Consider the following 17,436-nt stretch of genomic DNA (forward strand, 5'->3'; position numbering starts at 1 on the left):
GGATCGGTGAGTCAGGGGGCGGTGGGCACGGGGGCTGTCTCCACGCCCAGTTCCGTGAGCAGCCGGGTGCGCAGCGCGGCGAACTCCGGGGTGCCGGGGTTGCGCGGCCGGTCCAGGCCCACCGGTGTCTCGTACGCGATGGCGCCGTCCCGCATGACGAGTGCGCGGTCGGCGAGGAGCAGCGCCTCGTCCACGTCGTGCGTGACGAGCAGTACGGCGCAGCCCCGGCGCTGCCAGAGCTCGGCCACCAACTGCTGGGCCTTGATCCTGGTCAGCGCGTCGAGTGCGCCGAACGGCTCGTCGAGCAGCAGCAGATCGGGCTCGCGGACCAGCGCCCGCGCGAGCGAGGCGCGCTGTGCCTCACCGCCCGAGAGGGTCCTGGGCCAGGCACCGGACCGCTCGCTGAGCCCGACCTCCGCCAACGCCTGCTCGGCCACCGCGCGTTCGGGCTTCCCCGGCAGCCCGAGCAGCACGTTGCGCCAGACCCGCTTCCAGGGCATCAGCCGCGGCGCCTGGAACGCGACGGCCCGGCGCCGGGGCACCAGCACCGTCCCCCGGATCTCCCGGTCGAGGCCGGCGAGCACCCGCAGCAGGGTCGACTTCCCGCAGCCGCTGCGCCCGAGCAGTACGGTGAACTCCCCTGCGCGCAGGGTCAGATCGAGCCCGTCGATGACGTCCCGGCCGTCGAAGGAGCGGGACAGCCCCTCGACCCGTACGGCGGCTTCCGGCAGCGTGCCCGCCGGGGCGGGGGAGCGGGTGGTCACTGGCCCTTGAAGGTCGGTCGCCATTGCAGCAGCAGCCTTTCGAGAATGCGGACGATGACATCGGCGGCGAGGCCGAGGAAGGCGTAGACCACCAGGCAGACGACGATGACGTCGGTACGGAAGAACTCCCTGGCCTGGTTCATCAGGAAGCCGATCCCGGCATCGGCGTTGACCGACTCGCCGAACACCAGGGCCAGCCAGGCGGTAGCCAGCGAGTAACGCAGCCCCGTCATGGCCCCGGGCAACGCCCCCGGCAGCACCACGTGCCGCACCAGCCCCCAACGGCTGAGCCCCAACGACTCACCTGCCTCGATGAGTTGGGGATCCACGCCGCGAATGCCCGCGTAGACGTTGAGATAGAGGTGGAACGCCACCCCGAGCGCGATCAGCGCCACCTTGGGGGCCTCGCCGATGCCCAGCCAGATGATGAACAGCGGGATCAGCCCGACCCATGGAACGGTGCGCAGCATCTGGACGCTCGCGTCGATCAGATCCTCGCCCAGCCGGGAGAGTCCCGAGACCAGCGCGAGCGCCGTCCCGACAGCGCCCCCGAGCACGAGCCCCACGGCCACCCGCTGGAGGGAGACGGCCATCGCGGAGGTGAGGGTCCCGTCCGCGATCAGCTCCCACCCCGCGCGGGCGATGGTGCCGGGCGAGGCCAGCACGTCCGGGTGCAGCACACTGGTGGCGCTGAGCACCTGCCACAGGGCCAGCAGCAGCAGCGGCCCGGCGGTCCGCCGGAGCCACCGCGGTACGTTCCGCAGCCGTACCCCGCGGGCGGCGGCCGGCGTCACGGGCTCCAGGTCGAGCGGGCGACGCCGTACCGCATCTTCCGGCGGCCCGGATTCTGCCATTTCAGCTGATATATCGGGTGGGGCGAGAGCGTGATCGAGAGTCATGTGGGCTCCACGAACGGTTCATGGGAATGGGGTGCCCCGGGCACGCGGACACTCGGGCACCCGGACACACGACGGCCGTGCCGTACGGGCGGGGGCACGGAGGAGCCACCGCGAGCATCCGGCGGGACCGAGCGGCACAGGAGGGGTGAGGGCGGGGCGCGTACTACGTCAGGAGCGGTCGAGCGCCTCGCGCCCGGTCACTGACGGGAAAGTGCTGAGAGAACGTCAGCAGCCGCGACAACACGCGGCGGAAGCCACCCGCAGCAGGTCGATGTGACCGCGCGAAGTGAGCAGAGCTGATCGGAACATGGCGCTGAACGTAGCGATGCCTCAATGAAACGGTCAATGGTGTCTCGGCACGTGGACGCGCGATCGTGCGGCACGGGCGGGAGAATGGGCCCATGTCGACCGCCTTCACCACCAGCGTCCTGCACATCGCCACGGGATCCACGGAGACCGTCACCGACCTGACGTCCGACTGCGAACAGTTCCTCACCCGGGCCGCCGCCGGCCGGGACGGACTGCTCAACATCTTCGTACCGCACGCGACGGCGGGGATCGCGGTCCTCGAAACCGGCGCGGGCAGCGACGACGACCTCCTCTCCGCCCTGCGCACCCTGCTCCCCGCCGATGACCGCTGGCAGCACCGCCACGGCAGCCCCGGCCACGGCCGCGACCACGTACTCCCCGCCCTCGTACCACCGCACGCCACCCTGCCGGTGATCGCGGGGCGGCTGGAGCTGGGGACCTGGCAGTCGGTGTGCCTGGTCGACACGAACAGGGACAACCCGGAGCGTCAGGTGCGGCTGAGCTTCCTCGGCTAGTGGGTCGCTCCGGTGGGCTGTGAAGGGCGAGTCCGGTCGCGCCGGCCGAACGCGCTGTGGGCGTTACGGGCCACATCCCGATGCCGAGACGAAGCCACGCGCCGCTACAGCCGCTCTTACTCCGGCCGCCGGTGGCACCGGCGGCCGGGCACTGCCCCGTGCCTCGCCCCGCGCTCCGTCGCGGCGGTCGGCCGGCCCGCTGTGCTGCGGTCGGCTCCGGCTGGTGTTCCCGCGGCGTGTGCCGCCCGCGCCCCGGGCTGTCGTGCGCTTTGATCTGGGGGTGGAGCACGCGGTGCCGAACGATCCGGCCGCGCATCGGTCCGTCAAGGGAGCGCTCGGCATGGGCAAAAAAGAATCCGGCACCCCGCACTGGCTGTTCGGTGATCAGCTCGGTCCGCGGTTCATCGAATCGGCGCCGGGCGGCCCCCACCGGGACGCGCCGCTGCTGATGATCGAGTCCCGGAGCGTCTTCCGCCGGAGGACCTTCCATCGCGCCAAGGCACATCTGGTCCTTTCGGCGATGCGTCATCGGGCCGCCGAGCTGGGGGACCGGGTGCGGTACGTCAAGGCGGACACCTATCGGCAGGGACTCCGCGAGGCGGTGGGGGACGTCCGGGTGACCGTCCACCACCCCACGTCCCGTCGTGCTTACGACTTCGTGCGCGCGTTGCCCTCCGTACGGGTTCTGCCGGCGCGCGGCTTCCTCGTGAGCCATGACGAGTTCAGGGCCTGGGCGGACGGCCGCGGCACGGGACACCTCCGTCAGGAGGACTTCTACCGGTGGGTCCGCCGGACGCACGATCTGCTGATGGAGGGCGACCGGCCCGCCGGCGGCCGGTGGAACCTGGACCACGACAACCGGCAGCCCCCGCCTCGCGGCGTCGCCGAACTGGGCGTACCGGCGCCCTACCGGCCTCTTGAGAGCGAGATCGACGACGAGGTGCGGTCCGACCTCGACCGCTGGGCGCGCGACGGGGACGTGGAGTTCGTCGGCGATGACGCACCACGCCGGTTCCCGGCCACGCGCCGGGAGGCACTCGCCGGCCTCCGCCGTTTCGTGGAGCACCGGCTCGCCACGTTCGGGGCACACGAGGACGCGGTGCTGTCCGGGGACCCGACGATGAGCCACAGCCTGCTGTCCACGTCGCTCAACCTCGGACTGTTGGACCCCGCCGAATGCGTCGAGCGGGCGGAGGCCGGATGGCGGTCGGGCGGCGTGCCGCTCAACAGCGCAGAAGGGTTCGTGCGGCAGATCGCCGGGTGGCGTGAATTCGTCTGGCACGTCTATTGGTACTTCGACGAGAAGTACCGGTCGAGCAACGTCCTGCGTCACCACGAGCCACTGCCCGGCTGGTTCACGGAACTGTCCCCGGCCGGTACGGGGGCGAACTGCCTCTCCCACGTCCTGGAGCAAGTCAGGACGACAGGCTGGACGCATCACATTCCCCGCCTGATGATCCTGGGCAGTTTCGCCCTCCAGCGGGGCTGGGACCCCCGGGCCGTCACCGACTGGTTCCACCGCAGCTTCGTCGACGGCTACGACTGGGTCATGGTCCCGAACGTGGTGGGCATGTCCCAGTACGCCGATGGGGGCCGCATGACCACCAAGCCCTATACGTCCGGGGGCGCCTACATCAACCGGATGAGTGACCTCTGCGGACCCTGCCGGTACAAACCCTCGGTAAGGGTCGGCGAGGACGCCTGCCCCTTCACCGCCGGGTACTGGAATTTCCTGCACCGCCACCGTGACCGGTTCGAACACAACGCGCGGATGGCCCAGGCGGTGCGAGGGCTGGACAGGCTCCGTGATCTCGACGCCTTGCTGGACCAGCAGCGCCCGTGACCGAGGTCGCGAGTCACTGGCGTTTCCCCTCCCCGCTCGCAGACGGGCCAATTCTCGAAGCAACTCTCCTCGGTGCCCAGGCCGGGACCGGTATGGCGTGGATTCCTGGAAACCGCCATGCCACTCCCACGATCAATACCGGCTTCGGCATCACCATGGACGCAGCGGTATTCGACTATGTGCGGAGCATGAACAGCGAGACCGGGCTTCCTGACCGGAAGATTCGGTTTCCGCGGTGATGGGCGAAGGTGCGTGCGCATGAACGGCTCGGGAAAGTCGCCCTGTCGTATATGGACGTGCCCCGGACGCGAATCACCCGAGCGGGCCAGTGGGCGGACGGAGTTGCGTGTCCGGGTCACGGGAACGCGCGCCACTGCCTGAAATTGTGGTCCTCTCTTATGACCGGCCGGTCTCTTATGACCGGTCGGCCCTACCCGTAGCCGGAAATTCTTTTTCAGTGCATCCGAACGTCCCTCGGCACGGAATGAGGAGTGGGAGTGCGCCGAACCCGCCGACCGGAGGACATGGTGATGCTGCGAAGCCGGGCCAAGGGGCAGTCCTCTTCCCACGACCACCCGCGTTCGGAGACAGAGGCGATGGACGGTGCCGCTCACGCCGGCCGGGGCCGCTACCCGGTGCACGACGGTGCCGCGCCACGGCACGACTCCATCGGATCGGTGGACCAGGACGTAGCCGGAGCCGTCCTGCGCACCGCACGGGCTGTCCTGGACGAGAAGCTCGATCAGGCCTCCGCGATCGACGCCGTCTTCTCCCGTGACGTCGCCGAACGCCTCGCCGGATTCACCCTCGGAGGGGGGAGTCGCATGCGCTCCCAGTTCATCTGGTGGGGCATGCGCGCGACCACCGCGGGCTCACAGGCCGTGGACGTCGAGTCCGCGCTGCGCCTGGGAGCGGCGGTCGAGCTCGTCCAGACGTGCGCGCTGGTCCAGGACGACGTGATGGACGGTTCCTCGCTGCGCCGGGGCCGCCCCGCCGTGCACGTCGACTTCGCGAAGACCCCGGGCCTCTCATGCGGCCCGGGGCTGCGGGACGCGTTCGGTAGATCCGCCGCCGTGCTCCTCGGCGACTTGGCTCTCGCCTGGGCGGACGACACCGTCGCCGAGACGACGATGCGCCCGGCCACCAGGCAGCGCGTGTCAGCGGTCTGGCGGGCGATGAGAACCGAGATGGTGGCCGGCCAGTACCTCGACCTGCACGGGCAGGTCACCGGCACCCGGTCCGAGGCCCGCGCCCTGCGAACGGCGTACCTGAAGAGCGCGCTGTATTCGGTCGCCCGTCCACTGGCGTTGGGAGCCGCCCTGGCCGGTGCCGCGGAGGACGCCACTCGTGCCTTGTCGGCGGCCGGCCGCTGCGCCGGCCTCGCCTTTCAGATCCGCGACGATCTGCTGGGTGTCTTCGGCGACCCCGGCAAGACCGGTAAGCCCTCGGGCGGCGACATCCGCGAGGGCAAGCCGACCTGCCTGATGGCCGTGGCCCGGTCGCGAGCCGGAACCAGCAGGGCGCGCGCCGTTCTCGACGACGCCCTGGGCCGGGCCGACCTCTCGGACGAGACCCTGACCGACGTGCGCGACGTACTCGTGACCACCGGGGCCCGCGCCGAGATGGAGGACAGGGCCGAACGGCTCATGAAGCACGCGGCACGCCATCTCGCCGAGGCCTCCTTGGAGCCGTACGCCGGAAACCGCCTGCTCGGCCTGTTCGAAAGCGTCACCGGAGCCGGTGCGGCGCCCTCGGCAGGAGCGAGGACCCGGCCCGGCCGGGCCCCGCGGACGGACTCCTCCTCGCCGTCCGGCGCAACCGGCCCGGCAGAGGAGGGCACAGCCCGGTGATGACCGTGAAGGGCCCCACCAACCACGTGGTGGTGGTCGGTGCCGGGCTGGCGGGCCTGTCCGCCGCTCTCCACCTGCTCGGCGCCGGACGACGGGTCACCGTGGTGGAGCGGGACTCCTCGCCCGGCGGAAGGGCCGGGCTGCTGGAGCGCGGCGGCTACCGCATGGACACCGGACCGACCGTGCTGACCATGCCGGATCTGGTCGAGGAGGCCTTCGCGGCCGTCGGCCACACGCTGACCGGCCGACTGGAGCTGCTCCCTCTGCACCCCGCCTACCGGGCACGCTTCGCCGACGGGACGCAACTGGACGTGCACACGGAACCGGCGGCGATGGAAGCCGCGGTCGAGCGGTTCGCGGGCGCCAGGGAAGCCGTCGGCTACCGCGGACTGCGGAACTGGCTGACGCGCCTCTACGCCGTACAGATGCGCCGGTTCATCGACACGAACTTCGACTCCCCGCTCCAGCTCCTCCACCCCGACCTGGCCCGGCTCGCCGCCCTCGGAGGCTTCGGACGGCTCGACGCACGCGTCGGACACTTCATCAAGGACGAGCGGCTGCGCCGGGTCTTCACCTTCCAGGCCCTGTACGCGGGTGTGCCCCCGGCCCGCGCGCTGGCCGCCTACGCCGTCATCGCCTACATGGACACCGTCGCAGGGGTCTATTTCCCGCGCGGCGGCATGCACGCACTGCCGGAGGCGATGGCCCGCTCGGCGACCGAGGCGGGTGCCACGGTCCACTACGGGCACACCGTCACCCGTCTGGAGCGTTCCGGGGAACGGATCACCGCCGTGGTCACCGACCGGCAGCGCATCGCCTGCGACGCTGTCGTCCTGACGCCGGATCTGCCCGTCAGCTACCGGTTGCTCGGCCGCAGCCCCCGCCGCCCCCTGGCTCTGCGCCACTCCCCGTCCGCGGTGATCCTGCACGCCGGAACCGACCGCACCTGGCCCGGCCTCGCCCACCACACCATCTCGTTCGGCGCGGCCTGGAAAGAGACCTTCCGTGAGCTCACCCACGGATCCCTGATGTCGGACCCCTCCCTGCTCATCACCCGTCCCACCGCGACGGACCCGGATCTGGCTCCGCCCGGCAAACACCTCCACTACATCCTGGCGCCGTGCCCGAACACGGACGTCGGACCGGGCACCCGCGAGTGGCGCCAACTGGCACCCCGCTACCGCGACACCTTGCTCACCACGCTCGAACAGCGCGGAATGGCCGGGCTGGGCTCCGCGATCGAGGAGGAAGGCCTGGTCACCCCCATCGACTGGGCCGCCCGGGGGCACCCGGCCGGCACACCCTTCTCCGCCGCCCACACCTTTCCCCAGACGGGCCCCTTCCGCCCGCGCAACCTCGTACGGGGCACCGAGAACGCCGTGCTCGCCGGCTGCGGCACCACGCCGGGCGTCGGCGTGCCCACCGTGCTCATCTCGGGAAAGCTGGCCGCGGAGAGGATCACCGGTCCTCGCTCCGGCCGACCTGGTCCACGTCCCCCCTCCCGAAGGGCAGGCCCGCATGACGCCTCGTGAACTCGACGCGGCAGGCATCCACGAGCCCGCCCTGCGCGCCGCGTACACGGCGTGCCGCCGGCTCAACGCGCGGCACGGCAAGACGTACTTCCTCGCGACCCGGCTGCTCCCGGTCGAGAAGCGCCCGGCGGTCCATGCCCTGTACGGCTTCGCCCGGTGGGCCGACGACATCGTGGACGATCTCGGCAGCGCCGCCACCGCGGACGAACGCGCCCACGCGCTGCACCGTCTCCGGGAACTCCTCGACGACGGCCTGCGCAGCGGCACCTCCACGGAGCCCGTCATCCGGTCGCTCGTCCACACGGCCGCCGTCCACGGCATCGACCACCGCCACTTCGCCGCGTTCATGACGTCGATGCGCAGCGACCTGACGGTGACCGGGTACGCCTCCTACCGGGAACTGGGCCGCTACATGTACGGGTCCGCCGCCGTGATCGGTCTCCAGATGCTGCCGGTGCTGGGTACCGTCGGTCCGCCGGACGAGGCGGCCCCTTACGCGGCCGCCCTGGGCGTCGCCTTCCAGCTCACCAACTTCCTCCGGGACGTGGGGGAGGATCTCGACCGCGGCAGGCTCTATCTGCCGGCCGACCTGCTGGCCGCGCACGGAGTGGACCGGGACTACCTCGAATGGAGCAGGGCCACCGGCCGGTCCGACGCCCGCATCACCGGGGTCATGAAAGCGGCGGCCGCCCACAACCGCGGTGTCTACCGCGACGCGCTCCCCGGCCTCGCCCTGCTCGCTCCCCGCTCACGCCCGTGCATCCGGACCGCGTTCATCCTCTACAGCCGCATCCTCGAAGCGATCGAGGACGACGGCTACGCCGTCCTGCACCGACGGGCGGTGGTCCCCCGACTGAACCGGGCGGCCGTGGCCCTCGACGGACTGGTACGGTCCCTGGCCACCAGGGCCGGAACGGGCGCCGGCCGCACCTCGCCGCCCCGCACCGCCACGAGCGCCGCGCCGGTGCCCGAGGCCCCGGCCCGGCCCGTCCGCGAGGAGGTGGCATGACCCGGGACCGCCGTACCGCCCGGGACCGGATCCCCCTGCGGCTGCGCCGCGCGGCCGTCACGTGGGCCCGGCAACCGCCGGCCTGGCGCGACGCCAGGCCCGGTCTCATCGCGGACGCGCTGAAGCGTGCACTGGGCCGGCCCTCCGGCAACTGGTACGTCCTGGGGGCCTCCCGTGCCGTCACGGCCGAGCGGTCGCTCGGACGGACCGTCGGCGGCAGCGAAGTGGTGGCCTGGCGCGATGGGTCGGGCCGGCTGCGCGCCGGGCCCGGCGCGTGCCCGCACCTCGGGGCACCGTTGCGCGACAGCCCCGTCCGGTGCGGCACCCTGATCTGTCACTGGCACGGACTCGCCCTGAGCGGTGAGCCGTTCGCCGGCTGGGAGCCCTATCCGGCCTTCGATGACGGGGTTCTGGCCTGGGTGCGCCTCGACCACATCGGCGGTGAGACCCCGCTGGAGCGGCCGGTCGTCCCGCCCCGCCCGGCGGCGGGAGACACCGTCGACTCCGTGTACGAGGGCGTCGGCGTCTGCGAACCGGAAGACGTGGTGGCCAACCGCCTCGACCCGTGGCACGGCGCCTGGTTCCACCCGTACTCCTTCGTCGACCTGACGGTGACGGGTACGCCTTCCGGTGAGGGCGACGGGAACGAGGACGGGTTCGCCGTCGACGTGTCCTTCAGGATCGTGGGGCGCGTCGTGGTACCGGTGCGGGCGCGCTTCACCGCGCCGGAACCACGCACCGTCGTCATGCACATCACCGAGGGCGAGGGCCGGGGGTCCGTGGTCGAGTCCCATGCCACCCCGCTGGGGCCCGACCCCGTGGGCAGGCCCCGGACCGCGGTGACGGAGGCGCTCCTGGCCGCCTCCGACCGTCGCGGTTTCGCCGTCGCCCGCGCGGCGGCGCCGCTGCTCCGCCCGCTCATGCGGGCCTCCGCCGGACGGCTGTGGCGGGACGACCTCGCGTACGCCGAGCGGCGCTGGGAGTTGCGCAGCAGCGGCCGGTTCCCCGGCTGACCGCGCCGCGCGCCCGGCCCTTCGGCCTGCGGGACGGCGCTGCGGACGCGGGACGGCCCGGCCCCGGCCGTACGCCTCACCGGGTGCCGAGTGCGGCCAGCCCGCGCAGCACCGCGGACCGGCCGGCCCGCGGCACCGTCCACAGCGTCTGGCCGCGCACCCCCCAGCGCTCCAACAACGCGTTGGCCGCGAGGAATCCGCTCGTCGCGGCACGCTCCATCAGCGCCACCGGAAGCTCCGTGCGGACCAGGTCACCCGCCACCGTCACGGTGGGGTCGGGCGTGCGGACGCCGGGCCGGTGCGGGTATCCGCCGACCGGGAAGAGCGGGCAGTCCGCGCGCCATTCGTGCCGTACGTCCACCACGCGGGCGCTGAGCGTCTCCGGGTAGACCCGGTGGAGCTGTTCGATCGCCGCCGTCTGCACTCCGGCACGGTCCGCGTCCGGGGAGACCGCGTAGGCGTGCAGTTCGAGCACCGAGCCCCGGTGACGGCCCGCCCAACGGGCCGCCTCGCCCTCCCACCGGTCCAGCACACTGACGTTGTCCAGCGGGGGATAGCCGCTGGTACCGAGGAAGCCGGGGCGGTCCGGCGCCACCGGGCGGTCCAGCCAGAGCCGCGAGACGAGGAACGGTGGTGCCGTCCGGAGACCGTCCACCTTCGCACGCCAGGCCGCGTCGCCCAGTCCGGGCGACGCGGCCACGGCCTTCCGCAGTCCTGCGGTGTCGAGGGCCAGGACCAGCGCGTCGTGGCGCCTCGTCCGGCCGTCGGCGGTGACGTCGTGCCCGCCGCCCGCCAGGGGGGTGACGTTCTCCACCGCCGATCCCGTGCGTACCTGCGCGCCGTGCCCCTCCAGATACCGCCGCAACGGCTCCCACAACGCCTGCGGGAACGGTTCGTCCGGCACGTCGAAGAGGAGCCCCTCGCTGGAGCCGAGGAAGTAGATGTGGAACATCAACACCAGCTCCGCGGCCGACAGTTCCCGCGGATCGGCGAAGAAGCTGCGGGAGAACACCTCGAAGGCCAGATGATGGGCGGCCTCCGGGAACCGGATGCGCGCCAGGAAGTCGTGCGCGCTCACCTCGTCGAGCCGCGCGTACACATCGGGCACGCGCACGTCCAGCAGGGGCAGTGCGGCCCGCGGCCTCATCCGGACCAGGTCGCGCCGGCCGAAGGTGGGGCTGAGCGCGACGAAACCCAGGACGCTGAACGGCGGAGTGCGCGGCACCCGCGCGAAGCTGTCGTACAGGCCCGTGCTGTGCCGCAGCGGATAGTCGGGCAGTCCGGTCAGCGTGCGCAGCCCCGGGTCGACCCGGCGCAACAAGCCGCGCAGGTTGTAGTACTGACGGAAGAAGGCGTGAAAGCCACGGCTCATGGTGACCGTGGTCCCGTCGGCGATCTCGGTGGGCCAGCCCGCGAGCCGCCCGCCGAGACCCTGCTCACGCTCGTACAGCGTCACCCGCACGCCGCGCTCGGCCAGCACCGTCGCCGCGGCGAGTCCCGCGATACCACCGCCGATCACGGCCACCGAGGGCGCGTCACCGGTGAGACGAGCGCTACCGCCGGGTCCGCGGAGCATGACGGCCCTGCGGTCCCGGCCGCGGCGGTGGCCGTCCGTACCGGACCTCGCGTACCTCATGTCCGCTCCCGTCCGGCGCTCGGCGCCTGGGCGACGATCGTGTGGGTGATGCCCGTCTGCCAACCGGGCAGCGGCAGGACCCGCACCTGACAGAACCCGCGGCGTCGGACCCGGTCGGCGAAATCGGCGGCCGAGTCGAACTCCGGCACGCTGCGGCGCAGGTGACGGTAGAGCGCCGCGTCTCCGGTGAGCCGCCCGGCCGGGACCACCACCGCGCCGCAGACCGCCGACCACACCGCCCGGTGCATCCGGCCGGAGCCGAGCGTGTACTCGTGCACGGCCAGCCGCCCGGCCGGGACGAGCAGCTCACGGACCACGTCGAGCACCTGGTCCGGGTCGCTCACATTGCGGAAGAGGTATGCGGCGAACACGGCGTCGAAGCGTCCGCTCACCCGCGAGGGGCGCATGGCCTCCGCCGGCGCGTGCACGAAGGTGACGTTCGACGGCCAGCGCTTGGCCGAGGCGCGCTTGAGCATGCCCGCCGACGCGTCCACCGCGACGATCTCCGCATCCGGCGCCGCCGTCAGGAGCGCGGCGGTCGACGCTCCCGTTCCGCAGCCGAGATCCAGCAGGCGCAGGCCCCGGCCGCCGCCCGTCAGCCCGAGTCTGCGCGCCGACCGCCGCAGGTCGCGGCGGTAGCCGGGGTTGACCGCGGTGAGCCGGTCGTAGGCGAGGGAGCCGTGGTCGAACGCGGCGGACAGTTCGCCGTCACGCAGCAGTGTCATGGGTCGCTCGTTTCCTGGTCAGGAGGCGTACGGGCAGGAGTGCCGGGAACGGGCCACGGCGGGGCTCCGACGGGCGCCCGCCGCTTCGGCCTGAAAGGGAGTTCGGCGACGGTGCGGAGCATCGGCGCGACCGGCGTGCGCAGCCCGACCAGGACGTCCTCGTATCCGCGCGACGTGCCGTCCAGGAACCGCAGCAGCCGCTCTCCCGGGACCGTGCGGAAGAGGCCGGAGAAGAACTCGCCACCATCCACCCGGCCGCTGTCCAACGCCCGCAGCATCACGGCGTCCATGGCGCGCGGCCAGGCTCCGTAAGGAGATGCCACCCGCAGCCGGCTTCCGCCGCGTACCTGCGCGGCGATGCTCCGGCTCTGGCGCTGGACAGCGGCGAACGTATAGCCGGTCGACGGTCGGGTGGCCCCGCCCGCCGTCCCGATGCGGAAGACCGACCGGCCGGCCCGGACCGGGAAACGTCCGTCGGTCATCGGGATGACACCCCGCTCCACAGCGGTGACCCGGTGGGCCCCGATGCCCAGCACATCGCGGGTGTAGTGACGTAACGCCCGCTCATATCCCCGTGCGTCCAGGACCGCACGCGAGAACTGCGTGTACTCGACCAGGGCGCTGCGCGGTCCCATCGGGAGCACGTAACCGAAGGACAGGCCCCGCGACGGCTGCGGGGTGCGGAAGTCCATCAGATCCGCCGTGGCCGGATCGAACACCGGGCGGCCGGTCTCGACGAACCAGCCCGTGAAGTGCTGCAGCAGTGTGGTGCGCGCGGCCGGCAGCCGGCTGGGCGGCCTCGAATCGAAGACGTACCTCCCGTGCAGCAGGATCCGCTCGCCCCGGGCGTCGCGTGCGACGACCCGGCCACCGCCCCCCGGCGCGTCCCCGACCGCGGTCACCGTCGCCTCCAGCCGGCGAAAGCCTGCCGCGTGCGACAGCCGCCGCTGGACCAGTTGCTCGAAGGCGTCCGAGCGGAGCATCTTGTAACGGAACGGATGGGGGCACGTCACGGTTTCCGCCCCGTCGGGGCCTGTCACGCGCAACCGCCCCCAGGACGCCGACAGCACGTCGTCGTAGGCGCCGCCGGCGGCCTCCCAGAAGCACCACGTGCGAGGAGGTGGCCGCAACGGTCCCGCGGGCGCGTCGACGAGGACGACCGACACGGGGGCACCATCGGCCGGCGCGCACAGTTGATGGGCCAGCGTCAGCCCGGCCGCCCCGGCGCCTACGATGACGACGTCCGGCTGAAGCACGGGGCGCCTCTCTCTCGAACGGTCTCTGGTGCGGCAATCCGGCGGTCCGGGGTGAGAACCGCCTGCCTGACAGAGATACTTCCGCAGGGGACGGCACCGCGGACGCGTGCGACGCGCGCACGACGTGTAATCGTGCCCACCCGATCGCGCGCACCGCCTCTCCCCGTTGCCGCATCCGAATCGCTGCGCATCCGAATCGGCCGTGGAGACGAAGTGTCAAAAGGCATCACCGCACCAGCGGAAACCAGCCCCTACCTGAGAGACCCCACGCGTGCACGCACTGACTGGCTTCGTCATCCGGCACCGCTTCCTGGTACTCGGAGCATGGCTGCTCCTGGCCTTGGTGGGCGGCTACGCCGCACCGAAGGCGACCGCTGCCCTGAGCTTCGAGTTCGGACTGCCCGACCAGCCCGGCTACGAGGCGAACGAGCAGTTGGCGGAGCACTTCGGTTCCGGCGGATCGAACGCACCCGTCCTGCTGGTCGTCGGTGACGGGGAGACCCGTGTCCAGCGCTCGGCGGCGGCACCTCTGGTCGCGGATGTGCGGCGCGCGGTGCCCGGCGCACGGGTGGCCTCGTTCGGCGACGAATCCGCGCTGCTGTCCCGCGACGGGCGCACCGGCATCGTCCTGGTCTACCCCCGGCCGCTGCCTGGCCAGAACCCCTATGCCCGCGCCCTCCCGGCCCTGACGAAAGCCGCCGCGCGGTCCGGTGAGACGGTGCGGGTGACCGGGCAGGACGCCTTGCAGGCGGACGGCGGCGGTGGCGGTGCCGGAGTGCTCGCCGAGACGCTGTTCGGCGGCGTGGGCGCACTGGTCGTCCTGCTGGTGGTGTTCGGATCCGCCCTCGCGCTGATGCCGCTGCTCATCGCCGCCGCGTCCATCCTCACCACGTTCCTGATCGTGTGGGGCCTGACGGGTGTCACCGACATCTCGTTCATCGTCCAGTACCTGCTCGCCCTGATCGGTCTGGGGGTGGCGATCGACTACGCCTTGCTGGTCGTGACCCGCTGGCGTGAGGAGTTGGGCCGCGGTGCCGACACCGAGGAAGCGGTGCGGCGGGCCATGTCCACGGCCGGGCGCTCGGTGCTCTTCTCCGGGGTCACCGTGGCGGTGAGCCTGGCCGCGCTGATCGTCCTGCCCGTCCCGTTCCTGCGCAGCGTCGGATTCACCGGGCTGCTCATTCCGTTGATGAGCGTCGCTGCCGCCCTCACCCTGTTGCCGGCCCTCCTGCTGACGGTGGGCAGGCGGCTGGAGTGGCCCGGCCGGCGCTCCCGCGCCTCCGGGAGCAGGCTGTGGCACGCGGTCGGCAGCACCGTGGTGCGCCACCGCTGGGCGGCCGGTCTGGCGGCCACGGTGGTGCTGCTGGCACTGGCCTCGCCGGTGCTCGGCCTGCGGCTCGGCCGGCCCACGACGGAGTCACTGGCATCCCTGGGAGGGCCGGCCGCCTCCGCCGTCGATCAGCTGGACGGTTCGTCGATCGGGGCCGGTCTCGCCCATCCGGTCGAGATCGTCACCGAGGACGTGGCGAAGGTCCGTCAGGCACTCGGCGGTATCGACGGCGTGGCGGGCGTCATCGCGCCACCCGGCTGGACCGACGGCAGCCGTTCCGTCGTTGAGGCGTGGACGCGTGCGGACACCTCCACGGAGGCCGGAGCCGACGCGGCGGCACAGATCAGGACCGCCGCCGAGCAGGCCGGTGCCCAGGTGGGCGGCGGCCCCGCCCAGGACGCGGACTTCCTCAGCGCCGTCTACGGCAATGCGCCCTGGGTGCTGGCCATCATCGTGGTCGTGACGTTCCTGCTCCTGTCCAGAGCCCTGCGTTCGTTCTGGCTGCCGGTCAAGGCCCTGGTGCTCAACGTCCTCTCGCTCGGCGCCGCGTACGGCATCACGGTCCTGATCTGGCAGCACGGCCTGGGTACCGAGTTTCTGTTCGGGCAGTCCGCGTCGGGCGCGATCACCGTCTGGGTCCCGATCGCCGTGTTCGCGTTCCTCTTCGGCCTCTCGATGGACTACGAGGTGTTCCTGCTGTCCCGGATCCGCGAAGAACACGACGCCGGAGCCGACACGGACACCGCCACGGTGCTGGGCGTCGCCCGGACCGGCCGGCTCGTCAGCTCCGCGGCCCTCATCCTGTTCCTCGCTTTCGTCGCCCTGTCACGCGTCCCCACCACCGACGTCAAGATCCTTGCCACAGCGCTCGCGCTCGGCATCGTCATCGACGCGACCATCGTCCGCGGCGTGCTCGCACCCGCCCTCGTCGCGCTCCTCGGCGACGCCAACTGGTGGCGCACCCCCTTCCCGCCGAGGGCCGGGAGAGACAAGTGAACCCGGGCGGAGCGAGCGGACCGGGTGGCCGGTGCGACCGCCCTGGTTCCCGTCCACGGCTTTCGGGCGGTGAACCGGCGTGCGTGCCGGGGTGGCGGGCCGCCCGCCCCGGGCCGGCGCCCGGCCGGACTCAGTCGATCGCCCTGACCACCCGGGCGGGGACCCCCGCGACCAGGGTGCGCGCGGGAACGTCACGAGTGACCACCGCACCCGCGGCGACCACCGAGCCGGCACCGATGGTCACTCCCTGCGTGACCGTTGCCCCCGCACCGATCCAGACGTCGTCCCCGATGACGATCGGGGCGAGGGAGAGGTACTCACGGCGCTCGGCGAGGGGCAGAGGGTGCCCTCCGGTGAGGAGACCGACCTTCGGGGCGATCATGACGCCGCTGCCGATCCGGATCCCGCCCCTGTCCATGAATGTGCATCCCTGGTTGACGAAGACGTTCTCCCCGAACGTCGTGTTCAGCCCGCACTCGGTGAAGAACGGCGGGTAGACCGTCACCGACTCCGGGAGCGGACCGCCGAACACAACGGAAAGTAGTTCAGCGCGGCCTTCGCCGTCGCTGAACGGCAGCACGTTCAGCCGGGACGTCGCGTCCGTCACCTCGACGACCCGCCTCATATGGTGCGCGAAATCGGGCGTGTGGACATGGATGATCTGGTCTGTGCGAGTGGACATGCGCTGATCCCACACCCCGAAGAACCCGCGATCAAACAACCGCGCACCCGACCGGCAACAACCAACCGTTGTGAAAGTAGGGTGGGCGGGTGGATGTCGAAGCGATGCGGACGTTCGTGACCGTCGCCGAGACCGGCCAGTTCCAGGCGGCGGCGGACGAGCTCGGGATCAGCCAGCAGGCGGTCTCCAAACGGATCGCGACCCTGGAGAAGCACCTTGAGGTCACGCTCTTGGTGCGCACCTCCCGCGGCTCCCGGCCGAGCCTGGACGGTCAGGTCTTCCTGCCGTACGCCAAGAAGGTACTGACCACCGTCGAACAGGCCGAGCAGGCCGTGCGCCCCGGCAGCCGGGCCCTGCGCGTCGACGTCCTCAACCGGCGTATCGCTCCCGCCCAGGCCGTCTACCGGTTCTACCGCTCGCACCCCGGGATGAACCTCGACGCCGTCACACTCAGCAGGGAGAACGCCGCCCAGGCCACCCGCGCGGTGCTCGACGGGACGGTCGACGCGTCCTTCCGCGCCCTCCCGGCAGGCCAGGTCCCGGCCGGGATCAGCGCCGAACGGCTCCTGGACGCGCCCCTGGAGCTCCTGGTCGGACCCGGTCACCCGTTGGCGGACGTACCCTGGGCCAGGCCCGCGGACCTGGCCGGCCACCGCATCTGGATCCCCGGGATCAGGCCCGGCACGGAGTGGGCGGCTTTCTACCGGGCGCTGTCCGAGGCCTTCGGCCTGAGCATCGACGCGCTCGGCCCCAACTTCGGGGACGAGGCCCTGATGGACGCGCTGGCCGACTCGGACGCGCTGGCCACCCTCGTCGGCAGCGGGGACCGGTACGTGTGGCCCCAGACCCACGACCTGCGGCGCATCCCGTTGCGCGAACCGACCCCGGTGTACACACACGTACTGCTGTCCCGCACCGGAGACCAGCACCCCGTACTGACCGCGCTACGCGACTATCTGCGCACCTCAAGGCCGCGCACCCCGGATGACGCGTGGGCGCCCGACTGGACGGAGCGCTGACCGGGACATCCGCCCAGCGGTACTCCGCGGACCGCCCGTGGAGCCTGTCAGCACCGGT

16 protein-coding genes are annotated in these 17,436 nt (G+C 72.0%); 9 read left to right on the top strand and 7 right to left on the bottom strand.

Features of this window, described 5'->3' with window-relative positions:
* Nucleotides 1-11: 11 nt before the first annotated feature.
* The 3 genes from ACIP89_RS25820 to ACIP89_RS25830 all read right to left on the bottom strand — a co-directional run bounded on the left by ACIP89_RS25820 (nt 12) and on the right by ACIP89_RS25830 (nt 1,972).
* Nucleotides 12-788, bottom strand: coding sequence for an ABC transporter ATP-binding protein (locus ACIP89_RS25820; RefSeq protein WP_402116974.1), 777 nt, complete (start codon nt 786-788; stop codon nt 12-14).
* Nucleotides 761-1,663: an ABC transporter permease gene (locus tag ACIP89_RS25825; RefSeq protein WP_402116976.1), complete on the bottom strand. Its 903-nt coding sequence runs from the start codon at nt 1,661-1,663 to the stop codon at nt 761-763. The genes ACIP89_RS25820 and ACIP89_RS25825 overlap by 28 nt, the downstream gene beginning before the upstream one ends.
* Nucleotides 1,664-1,888: 225 nt before the next feature.
* Nucleotides 1,889-1,972, bottom strand: a complete 84-nt coding sequence (locus ACIP89_RS25830; RefSeq protein WP_311307964.1) for a putative leader peptide — start codon at nt 1,970-1,972, stop codon at nt 1,889-1,891.
* A gap of 92 nt (nt 1,973-2,064) precedes the next feature.
* Here ACIP89_RS25830 and ACIP89_RS25835 point away from each other — a divergent pair, with 92 nt between their 5' ends.
* From ACIP89_RS25835 to ACIP89_RS25865, 7 genes are all read left to right on the top strand, one after another.
* Nucleotides 2,065-2,487, top strand: coding sequence for a secondary thiamine-phosphate synthase enzyme YjbQ (locus tag ACIP89_RS25835; RefSeq protein WP_401928792.1), 423 nt, complete (start codon nt 2,065-2,067; stop codon nt 2,485-2,487).
* 340 nt (nt 2,488-2,827) lie between these two features.
* Nucleotides 2,828-4,330 carry a cryptochrome/photolyase family protein gene (locus tag ACIP89_RS25840; RefSeq protein ID WP_402116978.1) on the top strand — a complete coding sequence of 501 codons (1,503 nt, stop codon included), beginning with the start codon at nt 2,828-2,830 and terminating at the stop codon, nt 4,328-4,330.
* Nucleotides 4,327-4,569: a hypothetical protein gene (locus tag ACIP89_RS25845; protein WP_402116980.1), complete on the top strand. Its 243-nt coding sequence runs from the start codon at nt 4,327-4,329 to the stop codon at nt 4,567-4,569. The genes ACIP89_RS25840 and ACIP89_RS25845 overlap by 4 nt, the downstream gene beginning before the upstream one ends.
* A 357-nt stretch (nt 4,570-4,926) precedes the next feature.
* Nucleotides 4,927-6,180 carry a polyprenyl synthetase family protein gene (locus ACIP89_RS25850; protein ID WP_402117074.1) on the top strand — a complete coding sequence of 418 codons (1,254 nt, stop codon included), beginning with the start codon at nt 4,927-4,929 and terminating at the stop codon, nt 6,178-6,180.
* Entirely contained in the window at nt 6,177-7,712 is a 1,536-nt protein-coding gene (locus ACIP89_RS25855; RefSeq protein ID WP_402116982.1) for a phytoene desaturase, read from the top strand. The genes ACIP89_RS25850 and ACIP89_RS25855 overlap by 4 nt, the downstream gene beginning before the upstream one ends.
* A complete protein-coding gene (locus ACIP89_RS25860; RefSeq protein WP_402116984.1) occupies nt 7,699-8,721 on the top strand; it encodes a phytoene/squalene synthase family protein in 1,023 nt (340 codons plus the stop codon). Before ACIP89_RS25855 ends, ACIP89_RS25860 begins: the two co-directional genes overlap by 14 nt.
* Entirely contained in the window at nt 8,718-9,734 is a 1,017-nt protein-coding gene (locus tag ACIP89_RS25865; protein WP_402116986.1) for a DUF5914 domain-containing protein, read from the top strand. The genes ACIP89_RS25860 and ACIP89_RS25865 overlap by 4 nt, the downstream gene beginning before the upstream one ends.
* Nucleotides 9,735-9,810: 76 nt before the next feature.
* Here ACIP89_RS25865 and ACIP89_RS25870 read toward each other — a convergent pair whose 3' ends face one another.
* Genes ACIP89_RS25870 through ACIP89_RS25880 form a run of 3 tightly spaced genes read right to left on the bottom strand, consistent with a single transcriptional unit; the run spans nt 9,811 to nt 13,351 of the window.
* Nucleotides 9,811-11,370 (bottom strand): FAD-dependent oxidoreductase, encoded by a 1,560-nt coding sequence (locus ACIP89_RS25870; RefSeq protein WP_402116988.1) that lies wholly within the window; start codon nt 11,368-11,370, stop codon nt 9,811-9,813.
* Entirely contained in the window at nt 11,367-12,095 is a 729-nt protein-coding gene (locus tag ACIP89_RS25875; RefSeq protein ID WP_401928802.1) for a class I SAM-dependent methyltransferase, read from the bottom strand. Before ACIP89_RS25875 ends, ACIP89_RS25870 begins: the two co-directional genes overlap by 4 nt.
* Complete coding sequence (locus ACIP89_RS25880) at nt 12,092-13,351, bottom strand: lycopene cyclase family protein (RefSeq protein ID WP_402116989.1); 1,260 nt, start codon at nt 13,349-13,351, stop codon at nt 12,092-12,094. The genes ACIP89_RS25875 and ACIP89_RS25880 overlap by 4 nt, the downstream gene beginning before the upstream one ends.
* Nucleotides 13,352-13,622: 271 nt before the next feature.
* Between ACIP89_RS25880 and ACIP89_RS25885 the strand changes: the two genes are divergently transcribed.
* Nucleotides 13,623-15,677 carry an MMPL family transporter gene (locus tag ACIP89_RS25885; RefSeq protein WP_402116991.1) on the top strand — a complete coding sequence of 685 codons (2,055 nt, stop codon included), beginning with the start codon at nt 13,623-13,625 and terminating at the stop codon, nt 15,675-15,677.
* Nucleotides 15,678-15,807: 130 nt separating this feature from the next.
* Here ACIP89_RS25885 and ACIP89_RS25890 read toward each other — a convergent pair whose 3' ends face one another.
* Nucleotides 15,808-16,359 carry a sugar O-acetyltransferase gene (locus ACIP89_RS25890; protein ID WP_402116993.1) on the bottom strand — a complete coding sequence of 184 codons (552 nt, stop codon included), beginning with the start codon at nt 16,357-16,359 and terminating at the stop codon, nt 15,808-15,810.
* 89 nt (nt 16,360-16,448) lie between these two features.
* On the opposite strand from ACIP89_RS25890, the gene ACIP89_RS25895 reads away from it, so the two are divergent.
* Nucleotides 16,449-17,378 carry a LysR family transcriptional regulator gene (locus ACIP89_RS25895; RefSeq protein WP_401930670.1) on the top strand — a complete coding sequence of 310 codons (930 nt, stop codon included), beginning with the start codon at nt 16,449-16,451 and terminating at the stop codon, nt 17,376-17,378.
* Nucleotides 17,379-17,436: the final 58 nt, after the last annotated feature.

Source organism: Streptomyces sp. NPDC088730, assembly GCF_044751215.1.
Classification (GTDB): domain Bacteria; phylum Actinomycetota; class Actinomycetes; order Streptomycetales; family Streptomycetaceae; genus Streptomyces.